This is a genomic window from Castellaniella sp. FW104-7C03 (assembly GCF_040276085.1).
Classification (GTDB): domain Bacteria; phylum Pseudomonadota; class Gammaproteobacteria; order Burkholderiales; family Burkholderiaceae_B; genus Castellaniella.
Genome location: NZ_JBELOK010000005.1, coordinates 178,925 through 197,614, shown reverse-complemented (window position 1 = coordinate 197,614; position 18,690 = coordinate 178,925). Strand labels below are relative to the sequence as shown.

The window sequence follows — 18,690 nt, the reverse complement described above, 5'->3', positions numbered from 1 at the left end:
TCAGAACCTCGAACTCACATCAAAGGGCGTGAGCGTGCTGCCGCCCCCGGCGTTCGTGAAACCTGTTTGTGTGGCGGGCTTGAAGCCTTGCGAGTACCGGTACCAGCTTGAGGCCACTTGCCCCAGGCCGCTGAGCATTGTGCTGCCTGCGGCCGCCGTAGGGTTGATAGCCCCCGCAGCATCCACGGCATTGAAAGCCCCAGCGTCCAGCATCCCAGCGTTGTCCATCGAATTCCGCCCATCCACCCGGTAGCCCCAGGCCTTGAGCGCGGCATTGTCCTTGATCGTCTGGACATCCCGCTCATTCATGTAATCGGTATCCATGAGGATATTCAGGGCATTGCCCTGGCCCAGATCGACGCCATTGGCGGCCAGCCGGGCGCGTTGCGCCCCGGTCAGACTTGCAGCCTTCAGCCGCTGGGTTTGTTCAGCCTTCGCCCCGGCCTGCAATGCAGACCGGGCTTGCCATTCAGCCACCATGGCATTGTTGCGGCTGACCTGCGCCTGGTAGGCGTAGGAATTGGCCTGCTGCTGCAGCTGTCGCTGTTGCGCTTCAGCCGCCTGGCGGGACGCGGCCATGCTGCCGACAGTTCCCACCACAGACATGCCAACCCCGATAGCGGCCATACTGGATGCACCAGACATGGGATGACTCCTTAATAATTGGCTCAAGCGTAGCCGCACGCCCAGGCCTTAAGGCCACGGGCTACCCGCCGACCGCAGTGTCCAGTGTCATAGAGAGGATGCACGCGGGCAGCGGGGCCGCCTGCCGGATGCACACCTGAGCGTCCAGCCCCCATTCGGGCATGATTTGGAACTCGCTCAGGCCAGAGAAAAGAGCCGGGGGCAGGCCTGCAGCCTCCTGGCGGCGCAGCGTCCAGGCCACGAGTTGATCGAAATCGGGGCCAATCTCAAGACCCGAAGTTTCCTTGACGCGGAAGATAATCTCGTTGACATTTTTCGTGTAGCCTTGTCCGGCCGCCTGGGCCTCGAACGACAGGGGCAATGTCTGCAGGTACGCCGTCATCGGCAGACCGATATGGATGGTGCTGGCCGGTTGATCCAGGACGATTGCGCCGTCAGTGATGGTCTGCTTACGAGGCACGGCGCCGTCGGCCAGAATAGAGACTTCCTGGCCTTCCAGGTGCCACATGCCGCGCACGGTAGTGGTGGGTGGCCCCTTGTAGGTCAGGCCGCTGTCCACAAAGAAAGCATCCTCGTGCGACGAGAAGAACCGGGGGCGCATGCGCTCGATGCAGTTCTTCCAGCGGCCCTGCAGGAAGCGTTCGACTACGGCGTAAAGCACATATTCCCCAGCCTCTTGAATGCAGGCTACAGACTTGAATCGGCCCGCTGTCCGGTGCTGGCTCCACGCCACCACTTGCTGCTCAGGCAGATAGGTCAGGCACAACAGCACGCCATCGGAACGCACGCACCAAATGAAGCGGTACGGCGACTTGGCATAGGCCATGTCCACGATCTTGTACTCATCAAAAAGATGAGGCGCCATGAGCGAAATGTCGCTAACGTTGTACCCGTTCGCTTCCCATTGGTACTTCAATTCCCGCATGCGGCTTCCCGTGTCCTGCACGAAGAGCACGCTGCTGGCGGTCACGACCGGGGTAACGTTGCTGGCCCCCTCAGACGACACCTGTTTCGGGGATGCCGTGGTGGGGGTGAGCACGTCGGAGTTTTGTGGGGCCACCTTCCACTCACCCCCCGAGGTGAGCAGAAAGAGCTGATCCAGCGAGAGAATATGCCGGATGCGGTTCACTTCCCGGGCGGCGATGCGAAACTGGATAGAGTCATCGTCACGCTGGGGGATCGAGTACGACAGGTTATTCTCAGTGGCCGAGCGGGTACCCCAGAAGTTCTGAGGCCGATCATTCGATCCAGCAAAGCATCGACGCTGCTCGTAGTACCCCACGGCCCCGGGGTAGGTGTCGGTGGCATCGAATGGGTTTTTCAGGTCGGGCGGGGTCTGGCTGATGTCAGCCGTGATGTTCACGTCCTTGAATGCGCTGCCGTCAGACTGGCCGATGTAGCCATAGACCCCATCGAGCTTGTAGATGTTGTACCGCACGGCACCTGTAACCAAGGTCGTCGGGGTGATCGAGTTGTAATTGCCTTGCCGGTTCAGATCGTTCGAGGCCGTGGCTTCTGCCGAGGCCAGCGACTCTTCGAGCGTGTCATCGGCAATGGCCGTGATCTTGTAATGGTGGGTGATCGGGTTGTCGGCGGGGGCACCACTAGGCAAAGGCGCCACCGTGGCCGTGGCCGTGGGGGCGTCCGGAGTAGCGATGGCGGGCACGAAATCAATATCCGCTAGCGACCAGGTGGTGGCCCCGGTGCGGCGCAGCTCAGCCGGCGGGTACCCCGGGTGCACCAGCGTGAGCACGTCAGCCGATTGCACGAAATGGATATCGAACAGGTCAGCCTCAGCGTAGCTGGTGGTGACCGTGACCGGCGAGCGAATGTCACCACCCGAGGTATAAGCAGGATAGGCCGTTGTGTCCATCGGCGTGTCGTCGTCCCAGACTTCAAACGTCTTACCCACCGTATCCACGTTGATAGCCCGCACAAAGCGATTGCTCAGCCACGTCATGCCGCCTATGCCCGTGAGATACAGGTGGGCGCCTTCGGCCGGGTCGGAGGCACCGCTGTAGGTGAGCACCGCTGGATTGGCCTGAGTGACGCCCTCGACAGTCAGCGCGGCGTCGTCCAGCAAGGCCGCGCCCTGGGTGTAGATGCGGACATATCCGGCCCCCAGCTCGAGCACATAGGTTTGCTCAGTGTTGAATGCGAACGGAATAACGCGCACCTTGGGGGCTTCTGCTGCGGCGTCCCCAGCTGCTTGCGCCTGTGCAAAGTTCACAAACTCGAATCCCGGGCGGTTGCGCACGGGCCCGTGTGGCAGTACCTGAAAATTCTCGCAGCGGGCCAGCCCCGTCTGGTACTTCACCAGGTCAATGCGGCCGTGCAGTTCTGGGGCGACTTCGCCCCCTGCAAATGAGCGCTGTAGGGTCTTTGTGCTAGCCATTGCGTGCCGCCAGGTGAGAGGGTATGAAATCCCGGTAGGCCGTGCTCATGGACGAATTGGCATCCTGAGCTTGGGCCTGGGCGATGTAATACTGGACGCTTTGCAGCAGCCGGGCCTTCATGCGCTCGTCTTTGGAGATCGGCCCGACCAGCATGGCCGCCAGATCGTAGGACAACGCCAGCGTGAAGAACGGCGTGAACTTGCTGACATCTTCAACCAGGGCCGTGTACTTCAGCACTGCCTGCTCAGTGTTGCTGTAGATGACGCCAGTGCCAGAATCCAGGCTTTCGATGGCGTAGGGCTGCTCTTGCGTATCGTCAGCCGCGCCTGGGGGCAGGACAGCCCGAGCACGCACGCACCGGATGGGCAGCACATAGGCAAACATCCAGTGCCCTACCGGGTTTGTCGTGGGCACCAGGTGCACCCGCCGGGTGGCAAAGCTCCATGAGTGACGCTCGAGCGTGCAGGACAGAGCCACCGGGTAGAAGCGGCGGCAGTGATTGGCGGCCACGCCTTGCTCGTTTGGGTCTGCGATGGTGGCGGATGCCCCGACATGAGACAGTGCGAGGTTCCAAATGTCGATTTTCGATGCCACTATGCACCCCTATGAAAATAGGGGCGGGACGATTGCGCATCCCGCCCCTCTGGATTACCAATCTGGGTTAGACCAGATCGGAGCCGTCCCCCGTCAGAGCCGCCGCCTTGGCCTTCACGGCTTTTTGAGCCGCTTGCGGTTTTAGGTCGGCGGCCGTGATGGGTTTGGCCGCCTTGATGAGGCGCGAATCGCCTTGCTTGGCCGCCCACTTCGGGGGCTTCGCATCGGCCGGATGCGTGAAGGTGGTTCCCGGTTCGACCAGGGCGCCGTGGAGAAAACCCCGTTCGACAGCCACCAGGGTGACGGTTTGCTCTTTTTCAGCCATCGTCAGCCCCTTAGTTCACGTTGTCGGCGTAGGGCTTCCAGATCGCCGGGTCGGAGGTCAGGAAGACATTGATCTTGCCCGCCGTGAATGCCGCCGTGCCGGTAACCTGCAGGATGCCCAGATACCGCTCGTAGGCACCCGAGGGCAGTTTGACGCAGGCAACCATCTTGCCCGCCGTGAGGTCAGCGACCGCCACCGCAGGGAGGACGACGTGTTCCGTCGCGCTACCGTCAGTGGCGATAGCCGCTTGCGCGTCAGACGCCAGCTTGATCTGCAGCGTGGCCGCGCCCCCTGAGGTGGCCGCTGTGTCCACCTGCACCACCAGGAACATTTCAGACCCTTGCAGGTCTACCGTGTCGTTGGGAGCGATGGCCGCCGGGTCGGTGTCAATTACGTTCCCCAGCAGGTAGGTGCCCGCCCCGCCCGTGTTCAGGGCCAGGGCGTCGGCGAACTCGTTACGCTTGTCGATAATCATGATTCGGTTCTCCTTGATTTCGTGAGCCGCGCCGGATTAGGCAACGCCCGCTTCGGTGGACAGGATTTGATCGACACGACGGATCGGGACGCCCCGGAACGTGGTGACGAACTTGCCCTGGGCGGTTTCCTGCGTACGGAACTGCAACAGCGGGTCGCGGTTCATTTGCAGGTCGAAGGCGTCCAGCGCGTCCCGGTTCATGTAGATGGCCGGGCGAACCACGTTCAGGTTCGGGATACGACGCATGGCCTTGGCCAGCATGTCGCGCAGGACGGGGCCGGTCTTGCCGTCGGCAACAATGTCTTCCAGATCGAAGTTGATCCGCACGACATAGCGCCAATCGCGCACTGCCATACCCGCGTCCCACTTGTAGTGGGTACGGTAGGCTTCCATGCGCCCGCCACCGTTGCCGTCCACGTCCTCGATGGTGACCTGGCCCTTGTCGGAAATCTGCAGGCCAGCCTGCGATCCCTTCGGGTAGATCATGTGCACCGTCTGAGGCCCCCAGCCAACCACCCACAGTGAGGTGTTGTCAGTGGCGTCCGGCGTAGAGGCAGACGTGAGGATGTTGCCGCCGTTCACTGCGCTCTTCGAATTGAAGCGCGGTGCGAGGCCGGTGAAGCCTTCCGGTTCGGTGGCCTCGTTGCCGTAGACCATGTACCGGGCGAGTTTCTGGCCGAAACCTTCGATGATCCCGGACTCTTCGGACATGCGCCAAGCCGCCGAATTACCGTTCAGATCGGCAAGGGCCTTGTCCACTTCAGCATAGTTTTCCAGCATGCCCAGGCCCTCGCGCACCTTCACGCTGGTGGTCTTGGTCGGTTGCACGCCGCCGTACAGCTTGCGCCAGGTCGGCTCAGGGATGCCCGTGCGCACGCTGGTGGTGTGGCCGGTCAGTTCGTTGGCTTCGATCCAGACCGCATCATCCAAGATTTCATTGGTCTGGTTCAGCATTTCGATCACCTGCGCCACCTGCCCGTTCGGGTCAAGGCGGTTTTTGATGTCGAGCAGGGTGGGGTGAGTAGTAGCCAGTACGCTCATGGCGAGTGCTCCTTAGGCAGAATGATGGGAGTTCGGGTAGAAGTTGCGAGCATCCGCTACCGTGGGTTTGGTGGTGCCCTTCACGAGACTGTCTTCACTGATGGCACGGCCAACCCGCACGAAGGTGCGGATAAATTCAGGGTGGTTACCGAGCTTGCTTTCTTTGAGCAGGGTGAGCATTTCCGGCGTGGCAAACGTCGCCAAGGCGTGATTCGCAAGGCCAAGGCTTTCGTCCAGCTTGTCGCCGCCGAATTCCTTGTCAGCCCGCGAGGCGGTTTCCCACTTCGCTTGCTCTTGCTGAATGGCCTCAGCCATTTCGGCCTGGTGCGCCTGCACGGCCTGCACACCCAGATTCGCCAGTTTTTGCGCGTCGTCCTTGGACAAACCCATGTCTTTTGCCAGGGTCTTAAAGTCGCCCAGGGCCTGCGCGTTGAACGTGGTGCCTTCGGGTGCTTGGAGATCGTCATACGAAACAGGATCAGCCGGTTTTCCGTCTGCTGGTTTCCCATCCTCGGGCGCCTGGTCTGCAGGCACTGCGGGGCTCGCCGGTTGTCCGTCCGTTGGCTGACCGCCCAGCAAGGTGCCGTCTGCAGCAGGTGCAGCAGGTGCAGCAGGTGCAGCAGGTGCAGCAGGTGCAGCAGGTGCAGCAGGTGCAGCAGGTGCCACTGCGGGCGCACCGCTTGGCTGGTTATCGGTCGGTGTTGCGTCGGTCGGCGTTTCGTTGCTCATGTCGTTCTCTCGCTTCCTTGTGCTCTCGGAGCATGTCGGTATAACGGTGCTGGCACGCGTCCATGATCTGGTCGGTGAGAATCAGCCCTATGTTTCTGGCCCCCTCATTGAAGGCCGTGATGGCTGCGTTCTCGTTGAAACTGGATCGGTAAACGCCTGACAGCCCAAGAAGTCGCCACATAAACCTGCGGCCCTCCTTGCTTCCCATAACCACACAGAGATCGCTGCGCTCCATCCCCTTCGAAAGTCGCTCCTCTTCGGCCTTATCAGCCTCAGCGCGTGCCTGCCCGACGAGATCAAGAGGGTCGTACTCGGTAGTCATTGGTCGATACAATAAGCGGGTCTTTGGGGATCAAGGCCACGGGGTGGCTATGACATGTTCGAATTGGGGTACATGCTGCGCGGGTCGGTGTCCCGGCGCCCTGGCAGCAGTTCCATTTCGGTGATCTGCAGATCGGCCCCGGCGCGGGTGTCCCCGTCATGTTCCTTCTCGCTGCGCACGCTGGTCACCTCGACCGTGGCCATGAGCACCATGGTCGTGCCCACTTCAGGCGGGGCGGTGTCCAGGCCCAGGCGCTTCATGGATTCGTTATCGAGGCTGACAGTCAGCCCCCACGGGTACATCGGCGCGTCCCCTGAGGGGACGGGCGAGTTATAGGCCTGCGCGGCTTGGGCGCTGAGCTTCATAGAAACCATCGGCATTGCGTTCTCCTATTGCGGCATCGGGGCGTTGTACCCCTGCAGCTTTTCCATGATCGAGGTCAGCGCGTTATTGCCTGACAGATCGGCCTGCGACAAGTCTTTTGCCGCGCCTGCCATCGGTGGGATGGCGGCAGCCTGCGCCTGCGCCTTGGCGGCCTGGGCTCGCTGGTCGCGGATTTGAGCCACATCCTTGTCGGAGCGCATCACCGTGGGGTCTACGCCCAGCATTTCGGCGTAGTGATCGACCACCTTGTCGGAGTCAATCTTGTCCAGCACTGACGGGTCGGCGCTGGCCAGCTGCCCCACAGTTCCCAGCAGACGATCCAGACTGCCCAGCCCAATCATTTTCTGGGCCTGAGCCAGGATCGAAATGAATTCCACCTTCAGCTCCACGTCCCGCAGTTCACGCGGGGGCGGGGGCAGGATGCCGGTGGCGACCATGCGGGCAAACGTCAGGTCAATCTGCGGGGCCAGCAGCTCGTTGTGCATGCGCTCGAGCACAGGCCCGAGCATGAGCAGCTTTTCCTCGTGCCGTTCAGCAATCTCGGTGGCCGTGGCGGGGGTGCGCCGATTGTCCTGCGAAATCATCAGGAACAGATCGACGTAGAAATTGCGGTTGATGCGCCCGCGCACGTCCTGAATGTCCTCGAGCAGGCCGGACAGATCAAGGCGCGACTCAAACAGCGGCTCAGCGCGTGATGCATTCTGGCCCATGGGGATGTAGGACACGCCTCCGGGCAGCATGGAGATTTGCGAATTCTTGCGATCCGCTGGCACCTGAATCGGGGGCTTGGTCTGGAAGTCGATAGCCTGGCCCTTGCGCAGTTGCTCCTGCTGCAGTTGCTGGATGTCGCCCAGCGCCCGGAACGAGGGCCCGTTGCCGTAAATATCACCGCCTCGGATGTTCCACCGAGGGGCCAGCGCCGGGAAACGCGAATAACCCGATTCCCGCAGGAATACCTCATCGCCATTGGCCCGGCCCGGCTCCATGTACCAGGAGCCAAAGCGCATGTTCTTCGAGTCCTGCTTGGTCATGTCCCGGTCGGTGCGCGGCCCAATGAAATGCACCACGGTGATCCACTGATCCAGGCTCTTGTGCGTGTCCCAGGCGTGTTTGATCGTGGCCGACACCCGTGACCAGTCAAAGCTGCCGTCCGGCTGCAGGACGAACTTCTCAACCACCTGCAGCAAGGTCATTTGGAACTCGCGCACCAGCGTGTTCACGCGGCCCTTGTCATCCGTCGCCAGCGCGTACTCGCCAGCCGTGAGCACTTGGTGACGGATCACGTCATCGAAGTCCGGCTCGATGATGGTGGCCGAGGTGGCGAAGGCCCCCAGCTCTTCGTACATCGTGTGCAGCGCGTTGTAGGTGTTGCCCTTCGCGTATATATCGCGCATGAGCTTTGCCACCTGGTCAAGCCACAGGCGCACCGGCTGGTAATCCATCAGTTCGCGGTCTGGGGTGGCCAGTTGGAACCACGGCCTAGCCGGGCTGGTCATGCCCGACATGAGGCCTGCGCTCATGATGTCCAAGGCCCAGGTGGCCGTGGAATCAAAAATTGAATTGAAAGGCCGATCCCCCTTGTTACGATCGCTCGCAAAGTACCGGCCCGCGTAGGGCAGCAGCACGTCAGTGATGTCGCGGTAGCGCTTGATCCATGTGGATCGCTCCTGCCACATAGCGCTTTTTCGCGCCATCAGGCGCTGCTTCATGGGGGTATCGGGGAAGGCCATTTAGCCACCCAGCAACGTGTTTTTACCCAGGGACGTGTCGCCCTGCTGGACACCCCCGGCGCCGGTCAGCAAGGTGGCTGCGTTGCCTGCGCCCATCGGGCCGCCAGCGGTCGCACCGCCTTGCTGATTGCGTCGCGCTTGCTCATCGGGCGCTTGCGTCTGTTGCGCGGTCGGGGGCGCGGTCGGGGGCGCGGTCGGGGCGGCAGGCAGCGCTGGCATTTTGGGCGCACTGGGCTTGCTGTTGAACATCCCTGACCCGACGGCCACGGCGCCCGCAGCAGCGGCGCCCACGGCCACGGCAGTTCCAATGGATACGGCACCAGACATGGTTATTCTCCTGTGTTGACGACGATGTTTTCGCCAAAGCGCGACATCAAGCGCTCAGGCTCATCGGTAAATTCGGCTTCGGCCTCTTCGACCGTCTTGGCCTGCGTGACGAAGGCCATGGACATCCATGTATCGGCATAGGCCCGGTAGGCCACCCGGCGGCCCTTGCACGCAGCCAGCACCTGGTAGCCCTGCACGCGGTACACGTCGCCGTCGCCCACCACCACGGCCGCATCCCCGCACACCGTGAGGGTGGTAGGGATTTTCACGAGCGTGGACGTGAGCACATGCCCGGCGGGCAGGCACATGGTGCGGGTGTAGATGCCACCGTGCAGGACGTGATGGGTCAAGATGCGCGGCTGCGGCTGCTCGAGGCACCGAGCTTCCAGGGCATCAACCAGCGCCCGGGCGTGTTCAGTGGATGCGGGCAGGGCCTGGCCCAGGATGGCAAGCTCAGTCATGCGCCGCCTCCTGAAAGGCCCGGAAGAAAACGGTGTTGCTGTGCCGGTAGGCAGACGAGGCCTGCATCATCCGCTCGAGCTTGCCGCCAGCCGGTGCGCTCAAGAACATGCCCGCCGCGCCCAGACTCTGCGCATGGTTCTCTGCCGCACGCAACAGACGCAGGCCTGCGCCGCCGGTGCGGTGCGCTGCGGCCACGAAGTAGCTTTCGGCCACGGCCAGCACGACGCCATAGTGCGGATTCTGGTGGGCCAGCATCACGAGGAAGCCGACGATCTCCCCATCCTGAAACGCGGCCAGCGTGTGCATGCAGCCGCTGGCGTGCAATGCGCGGTACAGCGCCATGTCCGGCCGGGGGGCGGGTAGCCCTTCCGTGCTGGACTCGGCAGCGTACTCAGCAAACAGCGCCGGGTAGTTCGCACAGGCTAGAAACTCGTCGGGGGTGACGAGACGCACTTCAGTCACGGGGCAACTCCTACATGGTTTCGTAGGGATTGTGCTCAACTGGTGCGCTCTCAAGGCCACGGGTCGAAACTGCGGCGTAGGGATCGTGCCCTCGCACGCTTGCCGCAGTGGGCGCCGAGGCGCGTTGCCGACGCGACACAGGGAAGGCGAAAGACAGAGCCAGCGCATCGGCCCGGTTGGGTGATGGCAGGTTGCGCCGCTTCATGTCTTTCTTTGCCTCGAGCTGGATTGCACCGTCGGCACGCGGCACCGTCTGCGGGGCGATCAGATCGGCGTACAGCACCTTGTCATTCGGGATGGCGCCCCCGGCCTTGAGCCAGTTGCGCATTTCGCGCCACATGTAGGCCCGCAGGTTCAGGCACCCAGGGTCTGGGCTGGAACTGCCAAAGTCAGCCAGCAGCCAATCGCGGCCCATGGTCTGCCCGGCGCTGTAGATGCCCGTGCCATAGCCGAAGTCGATGATGACGGCATCGGCGTCGTGCTCATCCTCGAGCACAGCCAGCAGGTTCGCAATCTGCACGTCGTTGTCGTTTTTCGGGATGACGCGCAGCACTTCGAACCGCAGCCCCTGGCGCAGCCCGATGACGAGCTCGTCATCACCTTCCCAGGCAGGGTCACACGTCAGAATCCGGGGTGCGAACCAGTACTGATCTTGGCGCAGGTGGCGGCCGAAGGCGGCGTCCACGTCTGCCACGCTGATGAACTGCTTGGCCGACATGGACGGGAACATGCCGCGCACGCGCACCTTCACGAAGTCGGAATTCTCGCCGTAGTCCTGTACCCACTCTGCAATTGTGGTCTTGTTGCTGATCTGCACTTCGCGGCTGTCGATCTGACGCCGCCCCCAGCGGTGACGCTGCGCATGGAAGCAGTCGTAGAACTTGCCGCTGTTTTGCGTCGGGTTGCCAAAGGCGAAGAACATTGGTTCGCCATCAGTCAGGCCGCCCTCAGCCACTTCCCAGATCGTGTCAGGCACGCCTGAGGCCTCATCGAAAATGTAGAACGAGGTGGAGTTTGCCGCGTGCTGCCCGGCGAAGGCTTCGCTGTTTTCCTCGCGGCAGGTCTGCGCCGTGCAGAACCACCCTTCGGGGCTTTCCTTGTGCGACATGCGCATAGACCCCCGGCCGGTACTGACATCGAACCAGTGGCCGGTGATGCACTTCTTTGTCCACTTCGCAATTTCGGCCCAGGTTTTAGCCTCGAGCTGCGGGGCCGTGGTGGCCGTGACGGTGCCCTTGGCATAGGGCCGGGTGCTCATGAGCCAATCCACAAGCCACGCCGTGATGGCCGACTTGCCGATACCGTGACCACTGGCCACCGCTTCGCGGATGGGCTGGACGGCCTGCACACCGTTGAAGCCATTGGCCCGCACCTGTTCGCCCACGCGGTCTAGCAGCTCGCAGGCCCACTTGTCGGGGCCGTATTCGCAGTTGTAGATGAACGACCAGGGCTCAGGCAGTTTGCAGACCTGCAGGGCGGGGTCCGTATCCCACTCGTAGGCAAAGAGCACGAACCCGAGCGGGTCAGCGTAGAAACGCGCTACCTCATCGGCCAGCGCAATGTCCTGTTCACTTGTCGCCATCGGTGGCGCCTACACGCCCCCGGGCACGCGCCAGGCGCTCAGCAATGCTGATGTCCAGCGAACCCGAGTGCTCCACCCGATCTTTGAACTTGTCGGGCCGGTTGCCCTTGAGCAGCACTTCCATGAGCTTGTCGCTGTACCGGCGTACAGCGCCGACGCGTTCACCCTTGTAGTACACCGGTTCGTCCACGCCTTCGACAGCACGGCGCCGTGCCTCAGATTCCAGCGTGTCGGTGGCGTCTTCCAGCGCCTGGTCGTAGGCCGCTGCGAATTCGGGATCATCCTTGCGCCAGCGCAACACGGTTGAGCGGTGCAGGTCAACGATAGCCAGTGCCTGGCCGACTACACCGCAGGAGGCGAGTGCAGCAAGGAAGGCCTTTTGGCGTACAGGCTTGCGGTGGGTATCTGGGTCTGACATGCATGGATTGTCGGCCCGCTGCACACGATCAAGGCCACGGGGTCTGGCACCGGCGTTTGCCGCTGGCGATCTTGTAGACGTGCGACTTGCTGATCTCGAACCGCTCAGCCAGGCAGCGATAGGACAGGCCAGCCGCCGTGAGCGCTGCATCCGTCTCGGCCTGGGGCCTGCCCCGTGCTTGCAGGCGGCCCAGCAGCGACTCGCGCTCATCCAGTAGCGACATGAGCAAAGCCACGTCCCGGTCGGCCATCACCGCCCTGGGGTGGTCTTCCCCGATGCGGCGCCCCGAACTGTTGGTTTTCATCCGCTTAGCTCCTCGTGCATAGGAAAGACGTAATTTGTTGCACGTTCGCGTAAATCCAACCCGACCATGGCTTTCCCCTCTCCAATCTGCAATTTTTTGCGTGTTCATCCCATCATTTCCTATCTGCAATTTTTTGCATGTTCCGGTGTTTGGGACGCATGGACACCTAGGACAGCAAAAACTCTTATATATACCCAGCCAGCCACACACTAACGGATGTGCGTAATAGTCACTTTTTTATGTGTCCCATGTGTCCCATGTGTCCAAAGCCTTTATTCATGCGCGTTTTGAAAGGACACTTAGTTTTCATTTGTGTCCTTCATGTGTCTCAAGGCACCACCCGCGACCCTCGATGTTCTTTCTGCGATCATCTTTTCGCCATCCAAGCGCCCGCATCGCCCGCGCCAGCCGTTTCGACGTGCGCGTATCCGTGCGGTCGTGCGCAATAAAAAGCGCATTCGCAAAAATTTGCATGGTCGTGACGAAACCACGATCAAGGGGCCTTTCATCTGTCAGCGCGTCAGGAGTCTGCAAAAATTTGCGTATTGGGTCTTCCCACTCGTCGGAAACCATGTGCGCCGCGTGCGCCTCATCCGCCAGCGCTTCGGCCTGCTCGTACTGCACACCGCCCGATTTGAATAGGACAGCACCCTCAGCCCACAACTGGGCGCAGTCGGCCCGGATCGCATCGGTGTCGGCCAGCCCGACCGTCAGCGGCAACCACCGTCGATTGCCTGTGTCGTCGTCCAAAAACTCTTCTTCATTAGTGGTGCCCACAAACAGACACCGACGTGGGTACTTGGTTTCGAACTCCTGATATTTCGCCACCCAGGCATTGCTGCCCTCGGTGATGAACGCCTTGATGCTCTCAAGCTCCCTGGTGCGCAGGCCGCGCAGCTCAGGCAGTTCGATGACCGTCTTGCCGCGCATCTGCCGCGACAGGTCTGCATCCTTGCCCGAGAGCGACAGGGCGCCATGCCACTCAGGACTCAGGGCCATGGCCTCGACCGCGCTACTCTTGCGCAGGCCCTGCAGGCCCACCAGGATCGGTACCATGTCGGCCTTGCACCCGGGGTTGAGCACACGGCCCGCCATCGCCGTCCATGTGTACAGGCCGCAAGCTCGTGTGTAGGGTGTGTCATCAGCCTTGAGATAGTGGGAGTAGAAGGCCTCGATGCGCGGCACTCCGTCCCACTGCAGGCCTGCCAGCACTTCCAGAGCGCTGTCGAAGGTCTGCTCGTCGGCCACCAGACGCACGCACGCCCGCAGCAGCTCGAACGGGATGGGTTCAATGTGGGCGCTCTCGAGGGCCAGCTTCAGCCGGGTATAGTCGGCATCCTTGAACGGTTGCCACTCGCCTTCAGGCGTGCGCCGCAGGATTTCGTCGCGGAACACGTCGAAGCGCACCTCGAAACCCGAGACATGCGCCAGGCGCAGGGCCGCGACGACGTTCTCAGCCGTGGCGAGAAACCAGCCCGCCCATTGCCCTTTGCCAATCTTGCGCCGCAGGCCTAGGTCGGCCAGGGAATCGACTGGGCGCTCAGGGTGGCCGTCACCGCCTGACTCCACGACAGCGAAATCCCCCGTTGCATCCGGCGTGTACCCCACGGCTTCGAAGAACTCGCCGTCGTTGCGGTTCTCGCAGTGCCCATGCAGGCAGCGAAAATGGCCCCGATCGTACCCGTTTGTCCCTGCCTGAAACCAGACGGTAGACCCATCCCCGACTTCGCCCTGGGTGTGATCCGCTTCCCATGGGCATGTAATGAGCAGAGCGCCGTCTCGATCCTCACCGAGTACCTGGCCCTGCTCGAGCAGGAAGTCAGCTACGGGATCGGGCAAGGCGACGTGATCCCCGCGCTTGCGCGGGTTGATGGTGCCTGGCACGCCATCAGTCGGTTCAATGGCAAAGCGTGCAGCCAGCGCCGCCCACAGCGCCGTGAACGTGGCTTCTGAGATTTCCGGTATCTGACCGGGCAGGCCCGCCACGTCGCCCGTGCGCCACTGGTAGCGGGCGCCCGAAGGGTGGGTACCGCAGGCAATGAACTGCTGGCCGTTGGCCAGGAATTCCACCATACCACCGGCCACGATGATCTTGCCCTTGGCCATGGTGCCTGCCACCTGCAGGGCCAGCAGGCACTTGCCTGAGTTTTCCCGGTACCGGCAAGGCAGCGGCGCGTCCAGGCCGTCATCGCTCACCAGGGCCTGCGCCGCCAGCCAGTCGTGCACGAAGGCGACGATGGCCTGCGCCTGCGCAGGATCGGGCACGTCGATATCCAAGGCCCGCACCAGGCGCGTCTGCACACAAATGCCGTAGTCCGGTTCCTTGGCCCAGCGTTCGAGCTCCCGAGAGGTGGCCTGATGTTCTGACCAGGCGGGGATGCCCGCCACCTGGCGCGATCCGTTGTAGCGGCTGGGCGTCTTGCCCAGAGCCTTCATTTTCGACTGCGGGGATACCACCGCGTCGGGGTTTGACACCACAGGCAGCAAGTCGGAGGCAAGCCCCAGCACGCAATCGAGGTGCACCCAGTCATCGTGGGCTGCGCCGTAACTCATGCGTCACCTGTCTCGTGCTTGTATTCCGGCCAAATCAGATGCCAGTCATCCGGGCGCAGATCGGCCCGGGTGACAAGCCCTTGAGTGGCCTGTTCGATGGGAAGGCATCGGGCTATGGGCACCCGTTTTACCCCGCGCTGCCACTCTGAAATGGTCGGCGGCTTGACGGATAGCGCTTTAGCGAGCAAGGCGGCCCGCCCCCGTTCCTGACTTAGGTAAGTGTGTAGTTTCATAGCCGCAATAGTAGCTATTAGCTACCTTAAAAGTCAAGGAGGTGTATTACTCTTCAATTGGTAGCCGATAGCTAACATTTGGAGATACAAAAATGAACCCGAGAGAAGTGCGCCGACAGAACCTCATCTACGCCGTGAAAATAGCAGGCGGGCACAAAGAACTTGCGGCCCGCGTAGGGTGCAACGCCAAGTATGTTGAACAGGTAATGCGAGGCTTTCAAGGCCCGAAGGACAAGCAACCGAGAAGCCTAGGCGACGACCTGGCTGAGCGGATAGCAAGGGTTATCCTTGACAGGCCCGCTGCATGGATGTACCAGGAACACCCAGAATTGTGGGACGAAAGCGGCGAGCTACAAGCAGTTGAAACGGCAAGTCCGGCGTGGCCGTTCACTGTGCCCTACGCTGACTATGAGGCCCTGTCCGAAGAGAGCAAGGCAGAATTAAACCGAGCGGTTACCTTTTTTATCAGAGGTGCGCTACCGGTTAAAAGCGGAAAGGTTGCCTAGAGAACGACACTTAAAACTCGTTTGGGTTAATAATAAAAAGACAGTACTGTGATCTTAGGAGAGGGAGCATGAAATACATTGCCGTTATTGCGAATATCGCGCTTCTCGTTTTTGTGGCCTACGGCACGGCCCAGCACGGCGCACCGAACAGTACCGAGGATCAGGTGCTGGTGACGCTATTGCTGGTGGTACCCCTGCTGAACCTGCTTGCCTTGTGGCGTGTGGTGCCCGCACCGGAGATAATCCGGCTGTTTCTCAAACGCAAGGCGCTCGAAGAACAACAGAAAATCGACGCACTCAGCCGGAGCTGATATGCGATCCAAAATTACAGCCCTTATTCTCAGTGCTGCGTTATCCGGATGCGCAGTGACCGTTCCAGTTGTCGGAAACTTTGCAGGACAAAGCACCGATGACTTTATGGGGTCGGCCACTGCAGGCGTCGGTGATGGCACGATGCAGATAATGAGCCAACAAGGCGTCTCGTGTACGGGCACTCTGCACCGGCCGTCCACGGTATCCGGTACCGGCACTCTGAAATGCGACGACGGCCGCACCGGCACCTTTGTATTCACCAAGAGCAATTACAACGGGGGCACCGGCTTCGGCAAGCTGTCTGATGGCACGAAGGTGCGCTTCAGCTTTGGTACCGACGTGCACCGCGCCACTACCAGGTGTGACCAGAACGGCAGCTCAACCACCTGCACCCAGTACTAGCGACACCTGTCTACAGCACCCTGCCCGCCAAGTGGCGGGCTTTCTTTTGCCCACTCCAAACGTGTAAAACATTGTAAAAAAGCTACTAGCTACTTGCCTTGTAGGTAGCTAGTAGCTACCATTTGCTCCGTAGTAATCAATACCAACCATACTTTCGGAGCGAACCATGGCAGGCGTACAAACGTCGTTCTCATTGCACATGGCCGATGTCAAAGCTGCTGCGCTCGCAGCAGGGCGCAAGGACATCCGGCACTACATCAACACGCTGACCCTTGATTTTCAAAAGGATGGCTTGTACCTGGTCGGCACCGATGGACACCGCATTCACGTCAATCGTGTGCAGCCGGTGTGGGCTGATCCGATAACGGACCCGCTGACCGACCGCGTTGTGATGGTGTCCATTGATCTGATCGACCGGCTCAAGTATTCGAAGACGGCAGACCTTTGCACCTGGCAGATCGTTGAACTGGAATCCAAATCTGCGATTCCGACCTACCAAGTGTCGATCCAGCACGCGGGCGTCACGGTGCAAGGCGTCACCAGTGGCGAAAGCCGTGAGTTGCCCTGGCGCCGTGTCATCCCCGCCAGCAACACACTGGCCATCGGCAATCCGGGCTGCACGTTGCCCGCTGACCAGATGAAGGACGCCGTAGAAGCGTTGAAACTCATCACGGGCGACCGCGACCCGAGTTTCGCCGTGATGTACAGCGACGAGAAAAGCGCAAGTCCAACAAGTCCAAGCTGCGGCGCAGCTGTGGTGGGTGTCACCTACGCCACGGAAACCACCAAGGAAAAAAGCAAGACCAAGCCGGTGAATCTGGATTTCATGGCCTACATCATGGCCCGCCGTGTCAGGTTGGATGACGGCTTCGCAGTCCCCGGCTGGGCAGCGTAGGGAGCGACGACATGACCACCTACCTCGTCAAAGTGCGCACGCCCCAGGCCTTTCACCAGTTCGTCGTGCCCAACACCACCCGCGACCAGGCGCACGCCCAGGCCGTGGCCTGCCTGCAGCGCAGCGACTGCGCCGCCCCGTGCTCCATCGTCATCCGGCCGATTCGTTAAGGGGATCAGCATGAACCTGCGCACCTTATCCGATAGCGAGTTCCTGCGCTATGCCAACAATCAGCTGGACGAATTCACCACCAGCGAAATCGAGCGTGAACTGCTGCGCCGCTTGGAAGACACCGACACCGAGCTGTTCGAGGTTGCCAACGAGTCCGAGCTTACCGCAAGCGATCTGTCCCGCCTGGTCGAAGCGCTGGAAGACTTCACCGTCAGCGAAGTCACCGAAATGCTGGGCGTCCTGCTCGAGGCCAGCATCGGCGTGAAACACCTCACCAGCATCGTGCGCCTGCTCGAGCACGCAGGAATCACCGAGCCTGACGAGTGCAAAACCATGCTCGAGCTGGCTGACAAATTCCGAAAGATTGCCAACGACGCCGGGGACATTTTCACCCGGCTTCACACCCTCACTGAAGAGACCCAAGGAGAATAACCATGTCGCTTGAACAAGCCATTGCTGAAAACACAACCGCTCTGCGCGAACTGCTGGCGGCTCTGCAGTCTGGCACCCTGACCACACAGGGCACGACTGAAAAAAAGTCCCAGACTACCCATGCCGAGAAACCGGCGCAGCCTGCCAATACCGAGCGTACTGCGCCGGGGGCGGAGGCCGGTGCGTCCGAGTCCAAGCCCGCCAATACGAGGCGATCGTCCAAAAACTCGCAGCCCGTCGCTGACAAGGGCGCCGACCAGCCCGCAGCTGGTGAAGTCAGCCGCGACCAGGTGGCGGAGGCCATCAAGGCTCTGGCGGTGCAAGACCGCAGTCGCCTGATCGAAGTACTGGCTGGCCACGGCGCCAAGCACCTGAACGATGTCGCCGCCGAGGACTATGCCGCGCTGCTGGCCGACCTGCACGCCGCGCAGGAAGAGGTGGCGGCATGACCAAGCCCACCGTCAAAACGTCGCTGGTGCTGCGCGTATGCCGTGCCAACCACACCAGCCGCCACAACTTCGCATGGCCCCAGGCCGTGGGCGAAGAGGTTGTTGCGCCTGACTGGAACGGCAACAAGAGTTGTGGCAACGGCCTGCACGGCTGGCTGTATGGCCAGGGCGATCACAGTTGCGTCGATTACTGGGAAGACCAGGACGCGAAATGGTACGTCCTCGAGGTGCCCAGTGACAGCATTGTCATGCTGGGCGGCAAGTGCAAATTTCCGCGTGCCACGGTGCGCTTCATCGGTGCCAAGTCCGAGGCAGCGGCATACATCATTGAGCACGAGCCTCAGGCCCGTGAGGTTGCCGTTATTGGCGCGTGCCTGAAGGTAGACGACAAGGGCAGCGTATCGGTCGGTGGACTCGGCACGGCCACCGCCGGGAATTACGGCACGGCCACCGCCGGGAATTACGGCACGGCCACCGCCGGGAATTACGGCACGGCCACCGCCGGGGAATCCGGCACGGCCACCGCCGGGAATTACGGCAC

At 61.5% G+C, this 18,690-nt stretch carries 26 protein-coding genes; 8 read left to right on the top strand and 18 right to left on the bottom strand.

The window, feature by feature from the left end:
* The 18 genes from ABS758_RS08080 to ABS758_RS07995 all read right to left on the bottom strand — a co-directional run bounded on the left by ABS758_RS08080 (position 1) and on the right by ABS758_RS07995 (position 14,982).
* Positions 1–645 (bottom strand): virion core protein, T7 gp14 family, encoded by a 645-nt coding sequence (locus tag ABS758_RS08080; RefSeq protein WP_350381458.1) that lies wholly within the window; start codon positions 643–645, stop codon positions 1–3.
* Positions 646–706: 61 nt separating this feature from the next.
* Entirely contained in the window at positions 707–3,040 is a 2,334-nt protein-coding gene (locus tag ABS758_RS08075; protein ID WP_350381460.1) for a phage tail protein, read from the bottom strand.
* Complete coding sequence (locus tag ABS758_RS08070; RefSeq protein ID WP_350381462.1) at positions 3,033–3,635, bottom strand: phage connector family protein; 603 nt, start codon at positions 3,633–3,635, stop codon at positions 3,033–3,035. Before ABS758_RS08070 ends, ABS758_RS08075 begins: the two co-directional genes overlap by 8 nt.
* A gap of 67 nt (positions 3,636–3,702) precedes the next feature.
* Entirely contained in the window at positions 3,703–3,960 is a 258-nt protein-coding gene (locus ABS758_RS08065; protein WP_350381464.1) for a hypothetical protein, read from the bottom strand.
* Between the two features lie 10 nt (positions 3,961–3,970).
* Positions 3,971–4,435 (bottom strand): Bbp16 family capsid cement protein, encoded by a 465-nt coding sequence (locus ABS758_RS08060; RefSeq protein ID WP_350381466.1) that lies wholly within the window; start codon positions 4,433–4,435, stop codon positions 3,971–3,973.
* A gap of 36 nt (positions 4,436–4,471) precedes the next feature.
* Entirely contained in the window at positions 4,472–5,476 is a 1,005-nt protein-coding gene (locus ABS758_RS08055; RefSeq protein ID WP_350381468.1) for a major capsid protein, read from the bottom strand.
* 12 nt (positions 5,477–5,488) lie between these two features.
* Positions 5,489–6,205, bottom strand: a complete 717-nt coding sequence (locus tag ABS758_RS08050; RefSeq protein WP_350381470.1) for a hypothetical protein — start codon at positions 6,203–6,205, stop codon at positions 5,489–5,491.
* The gene (locus ABS758_RS08045) at positions 6,165–6,527 is read right to left on the bottom strand and encodes a Bbp19 family protein (protein ID WP_350381472.1); all 363 of its coding nucleotides are present in this window, start codon (positions 6,525–6,527) and stop codon (positions 6,165–6,167) included. The genes ABS758_RS08050 and ABS758_RS08045 overlap by 41 nt, the downstream gene beginning before the upstream one ends.
* Positions 6,528–6,574: 47 nt before the next feature.
* Positions 6,575–6,907, bottom strand: coding sequence for a capsid staple protein (gp10, locus tag ABS758_RS08040; RefSeq protein ID WP_350381474.1), 333 nt, complete (start codon positions 6,905–6,907; stop codon positions 6,575–6,577).
* Positions 6,908–6,916: 9 nt separating this feature from the next.
* Positions 6,917–8,620, bottom strand: coding sequence for a portal protein (locus tag ABS758_RS08035; RefSeq protein ID WP_350381476.1), 1,704 nt, complete (start codon positions 8,618–8,620; stop codon positions 6,917–6,919).
* 21 nt (positions 8,621–8,641) lie between these two features.
* Positions 8,642–8,968, bottom strand: coding sequence for a hypothetical protein (locus ABS758_RS08030; protein ID WP_350381478.1), 327 nt, complete (start codon positions 8,966–8,968; stop codon positions 8,642–8,644).
* Positions 8,969–8,970: 2 nt separating this feature from the next.
* Complete coding sequence (locus tag ABS758_RS08025; protein ID WP_350381479.1) at positions 8,971–9,429, bottom strand: hypothetical protein; 459 nt, start codon at positions 9,427–9,429, stop codon at positions 8,971–8,973.
* Positions 9,422–9,892 (bottom strand): GNAT family N-acetyltransferase, encoded by a 471-nt coding sequence (locus ABS758_RS08020; protein WP_350381481.1) that lies wholly within the window; start codon positions 9,890–9,892, stop codon positions 9,422–9,424. The genes ABS758_RS08025 and ABS758_RS08020 overlap by 8 nt, the downstream gene beginning before the upstream one ends.
* A gap of 10 nt (positions 9,893–9,902) precedes the next feature.
* On the bottom strand, positions 9,903–11,474 hold the full coding sequence (locus ABS758_RS08015; RefSeq protein ID WP_350381483.1) for a terminase: 1,572 nt from the start codon (positions 11,472–11,474) through the stop codon (positions 9,903–9,905).
* A complete protein-coding gene (locus ABS758_RS08010; RefSeq protein ID WP_350381484.1) occupies positions 11,461–11,892 on the bottom strand; it encodes a terminase small subunit-like protein in 432 nt (143 codons plus the stop codon). The genes ABS758_RS08015 and ABS758_RS08010 overlap by 14 nt, the downstream gene beginning before the upstream one ends.
* Before the next feature lie 28 nt (positions 11,893–11,920).
* Complete coding sequence (locus tag ABS758_RS08005; RefSeq protein WP_350381485.1) at positions 11,921–12,196, bottom strand: hypothetical protein; 276 nt, start codon at positions 12,194–12,196, stop codon at positions 11,921–11,923.
* 306 nt (positions 12,197–12,502) lie between these two features.
* Positions 12,503–14,749, bottom strand: coding sequence for a VapE domain-containing protein (locus ABS758_RS08000; RefSeq protein WP_350381486.1), 2,247 nt, complete (start codon positions 14,747–14,749; stop codon positions 12,503–12,505).
* The gene (locus ABS758_RS07995; RefSeq protein WP_350381488.1) at positions 14,746–14,982 is read right to left on the bottom strand and encodes a transcriptional regulator; all 237 of its coding nucleotides are present in this window, start codon (positions 14,980–14,982) and stop codon (positions 14,746–14,748) included. Before ABS758_RS07995 ends, ABS758_RS08000 begins: the two co-directional genes overlap by 4 nt.
* Before the next feature lie 92 nt (positions 14,983–15,074).
* On the opposite strand from ABS758_RS07995, the gene ABS758_RS07990 reads away from it, so the two are divergent.
* From ABS758_RS07990 to ABS758_RS07955, 8 genes are all read left to right on the top strand, one after another.
* Positions 15,075–15,488: a hypothetical protein gene (locus ABS758_RS07990; protein ID WP_350381490.1), complete on the top strand. Its 414-nt coding sequence runs from the start codon at positions 15,075–15,077 to the stop codon at positions 15,486–15,488.
* 68 nt (positions 15,489–15,556) lie between these two features.
* Positions 15,557–15,799 (top strand): hypothetical protein, encoded by a 243-nt coding sequence (locus ABS758_RS07985; protein WP_350381492.1) that lies wholly within the window; start codon positions 15,557–15,559, stop codon positions 15,797–15,799.
* Position 15,800: 1 nt separating this feature from the next.
* A complete protein-coding gene (locus ABS758_RS07980) occupies positions 15,801–16,202 on the top strand; it encodes a hypothetical protein (protein WP_350381494.1) in 402 nt (133 codons plus the stop codon).
* Between the two features lie 166 nt (positions 16,203–16,368).
* Positions 16,369–17,097, top strand: coding sequence for a hypothetical protein (locus ABS758_RS07975; protein WP_350381496.1), 729 nt, complete (start codon positions 16,369–16,371; stop codon positions 17,095–17,097).
* Between the two features lie 11 nt (positions 17,098–17,108).
* Positions 17,109–17,267 carry a hypothetical protein gene (locus tag ABS758_RS07970; RefSeq protein WP_350381497.1) on the top strand — a complete coding sequence of 53 codons (159 nt, stop codon included), beginning with the start codon at positions 17,109–17,111 and terminating at the stop codon, positions 17,265–17,267.
* Positions 17,268–17,277: 10 nt separating this feature from the next.
* Positions 17,278–17,700 carry a hypothetical protein gene (locus ABS758_RS07965; protein ID WP_350381499.1) on the top strand — a complete coding sequence of 141 codons (423 nt, stop codon included), beginning with the start codon at positions 17,278–17,280 and terminating at the stop codon, positions 17,698–17,700.
* A gap of 2 nt (positions 17,701–17,702) precedes the next feature.
* The gene (locus ABS758_RS07960; protein ID WP_350381501.1) at positions 17,703–18,149 is read left to right on the top strand and encodes a hypothetical protein; all 447 of its coding nucleotides are present in this window, start codon (positions 17,703–17,705) and stop codon (positions 18,147–18,149) included.
* On the top strand, positions 18,146–18,690 hold a 545-nt coding region (locus tag ABS758_RS07955), incomplete at its 3' end, for a DUF7666 domain-containing protein (RefSeq protein WP_350381502.1). The genes ABS758_RS07960 and ABS758_RS07955, both read left to right, overlap by 4 nt.

Excerpts from the sequence above, each read along its gene's own strand:
- ABS758_RS08045 (WP_350381472.1), bottom strand. The coding sequence starts at position 6,527 with ATGACTACCGAGTACGACCCTCTTGATCTCGTCGGGCAGGCACGCGCT.
- ABS758_RS08080 (WP_350381458.1), bottom strand. The coding sequence starts at position 645 with ATGTCTGGTGCATCCAGTATGGCCGCTATCGGGGTTGGCATGTCTGTG.
- ABS758_RS08025 (WP_350381479.1), bottom strand. The coding sequence starts at position 9,429 with ATGACTGAGCTTGCCATCCTGGGCCAGGCCCTGCCCGCATCCACTGAA.
- gp10 (WP_350381474.1), bottom strand. The coding sequence starts at position 6,907 with ATGCCGATGGTTTCTATGAAGCTCAGCGCCCAAGCCGCGCAGGCCTAT.
- ABS758_RS08030 (WP_350381478.1), bottom strand. The coding sequence starts at position 8,968 with ATGTCTGGTGCCGTATCCATTGGAACTGCCGTGGCCGTGGGCGCCGCT.
- ABS758_RS08000 (WP_350381486.1), bottom strand. The coding sequence starts at position 14,749 with ATGAGTTACGGCGCAGCCCACGATGACTGGGTGCACCTCGATTGCGTG.
- ABS758_RS07990 (WP_350381490.1), top strand. The coding sequence starts at position 15,075 with ATGAACCCGAGAGAAGTGCGCCGACAGAACCTCATCTACGCCGTGAAA.
- ABS758_RS08010 (WP_350381484.1), bottom strand. The coding sequence starts at position 11,892 with ATGTCAGACCCAGATACCCACCGCAAGCCTGTACGCCAAAAGGCCTTC.
- ABS758_RS08060 (WP_350381466.1), bottom strand. The coding sequence starts at position 4,435 with ATGATTATCGACAAGCGTAACGAGTTCGCCGACGCCCTGGCCCTGAAC.
- ABS758_RS08055 (WP_350381468.1), bottom strand. The coding sequence starts at position 5,476 with ATGAGCGTACTGGCTACTACTCACCCCACCCTGCTCGACATCAAAAAC.
- ABS758_RS08050 (WP_350381470.1), bottom strand. The coding sequence starts at position 6,205 with ATGAGCAACGAAACGCCGACCGACGCAACACCGACCGATAACCAGCCA.
- ABS758_RS07965 (WP_350381499.1), top strand. The coding sequence starts at position 17,278 with ATGAACCTGCGCACCTTATCCGATAGCGAGTTCCTGCGCTATGCCAAC.
- ABS758_RS07970 (WP_350381497.1), top strand. The coding sequence starts at position 17,109 with ATGACCACCTACCTCGTCAAAGTGCGCACGCCCCAGGCCTTTCACCAG.
- ABS758_RS07985 (WP_350381492.1), top strand. The coding sequence starts at position 15,557 with ATGAAATACATTGCCGTTATTGCGAATATCGCGCTTCTCGTTTTTGTG.
- ABS758_RS07995 (WP_350381488.1), bottom strand. The coding sequence starts at position 14,982 with ATGAAACTACACACTTACCTAAGTCAGGAACGGGGGCGGGCCGCCTTG.
- ABS758_RS08075 (WP_350381460.1), bottom strand. The coding sequence starts at position 3,040 with ATGGCTAGCACAAAGACCCTACAGCGCTCATTTGCAGGGGGCGAAGTC.
- ABS758_RS08015 (WP_350381483.1), bottom strand. The coding sequence starts at position 11,474 with ATGGCGACAAGTGAACAGGACATTGCGCTGGCCGATGAGGTAGCGCGT.
- ABS758_RS08005 (WP_350381485.1), bottom strand. The coding sequence starts at position 12,196 with ATGAAAACCAACAGTTCGGGGCGCCGCATCGGGGAAGACCACCCCAGG.
- ABS758_RS07980 (WP_350381494.1), top strand. The coding sequence starts at position 15,801 with ATGCGATCCAAAATTACAGCCCTTATTCTCAGTGCTGCGTTATCCGGA.
- ABS758_RS08035 (WP_350381476.1), bottom strand. The coding sequence starts at position 8,620 with ATGAAGCAGCGCCTGATGGCGCGAAAAAGCGCTATGTGGCAGGAGCGA.
- ABS758_RS08065 (WP_350381464.1), bottom strand. The coding sequence starts at position 3,960 with ATGGCTGAAAAAGAGCAAACCGTCACCCTGGTGGCTGTCGAACGGGGT.
- ABS758_RS07960 (WP_350381501.1), top strand. The coding sequence starts at position 17,703 with ATGTCGCTTGAACAAGCCATTGCTGAAAACACAACCGCTCTGCGCGAA.
- ABS758_RS07975 (WP_350381496.1), top strand. The coding sequence starts at position 16,369 with ATGGCAGGCGTACAAACGTCGTTCTCATTGCACATGGCCGATGTCAAA.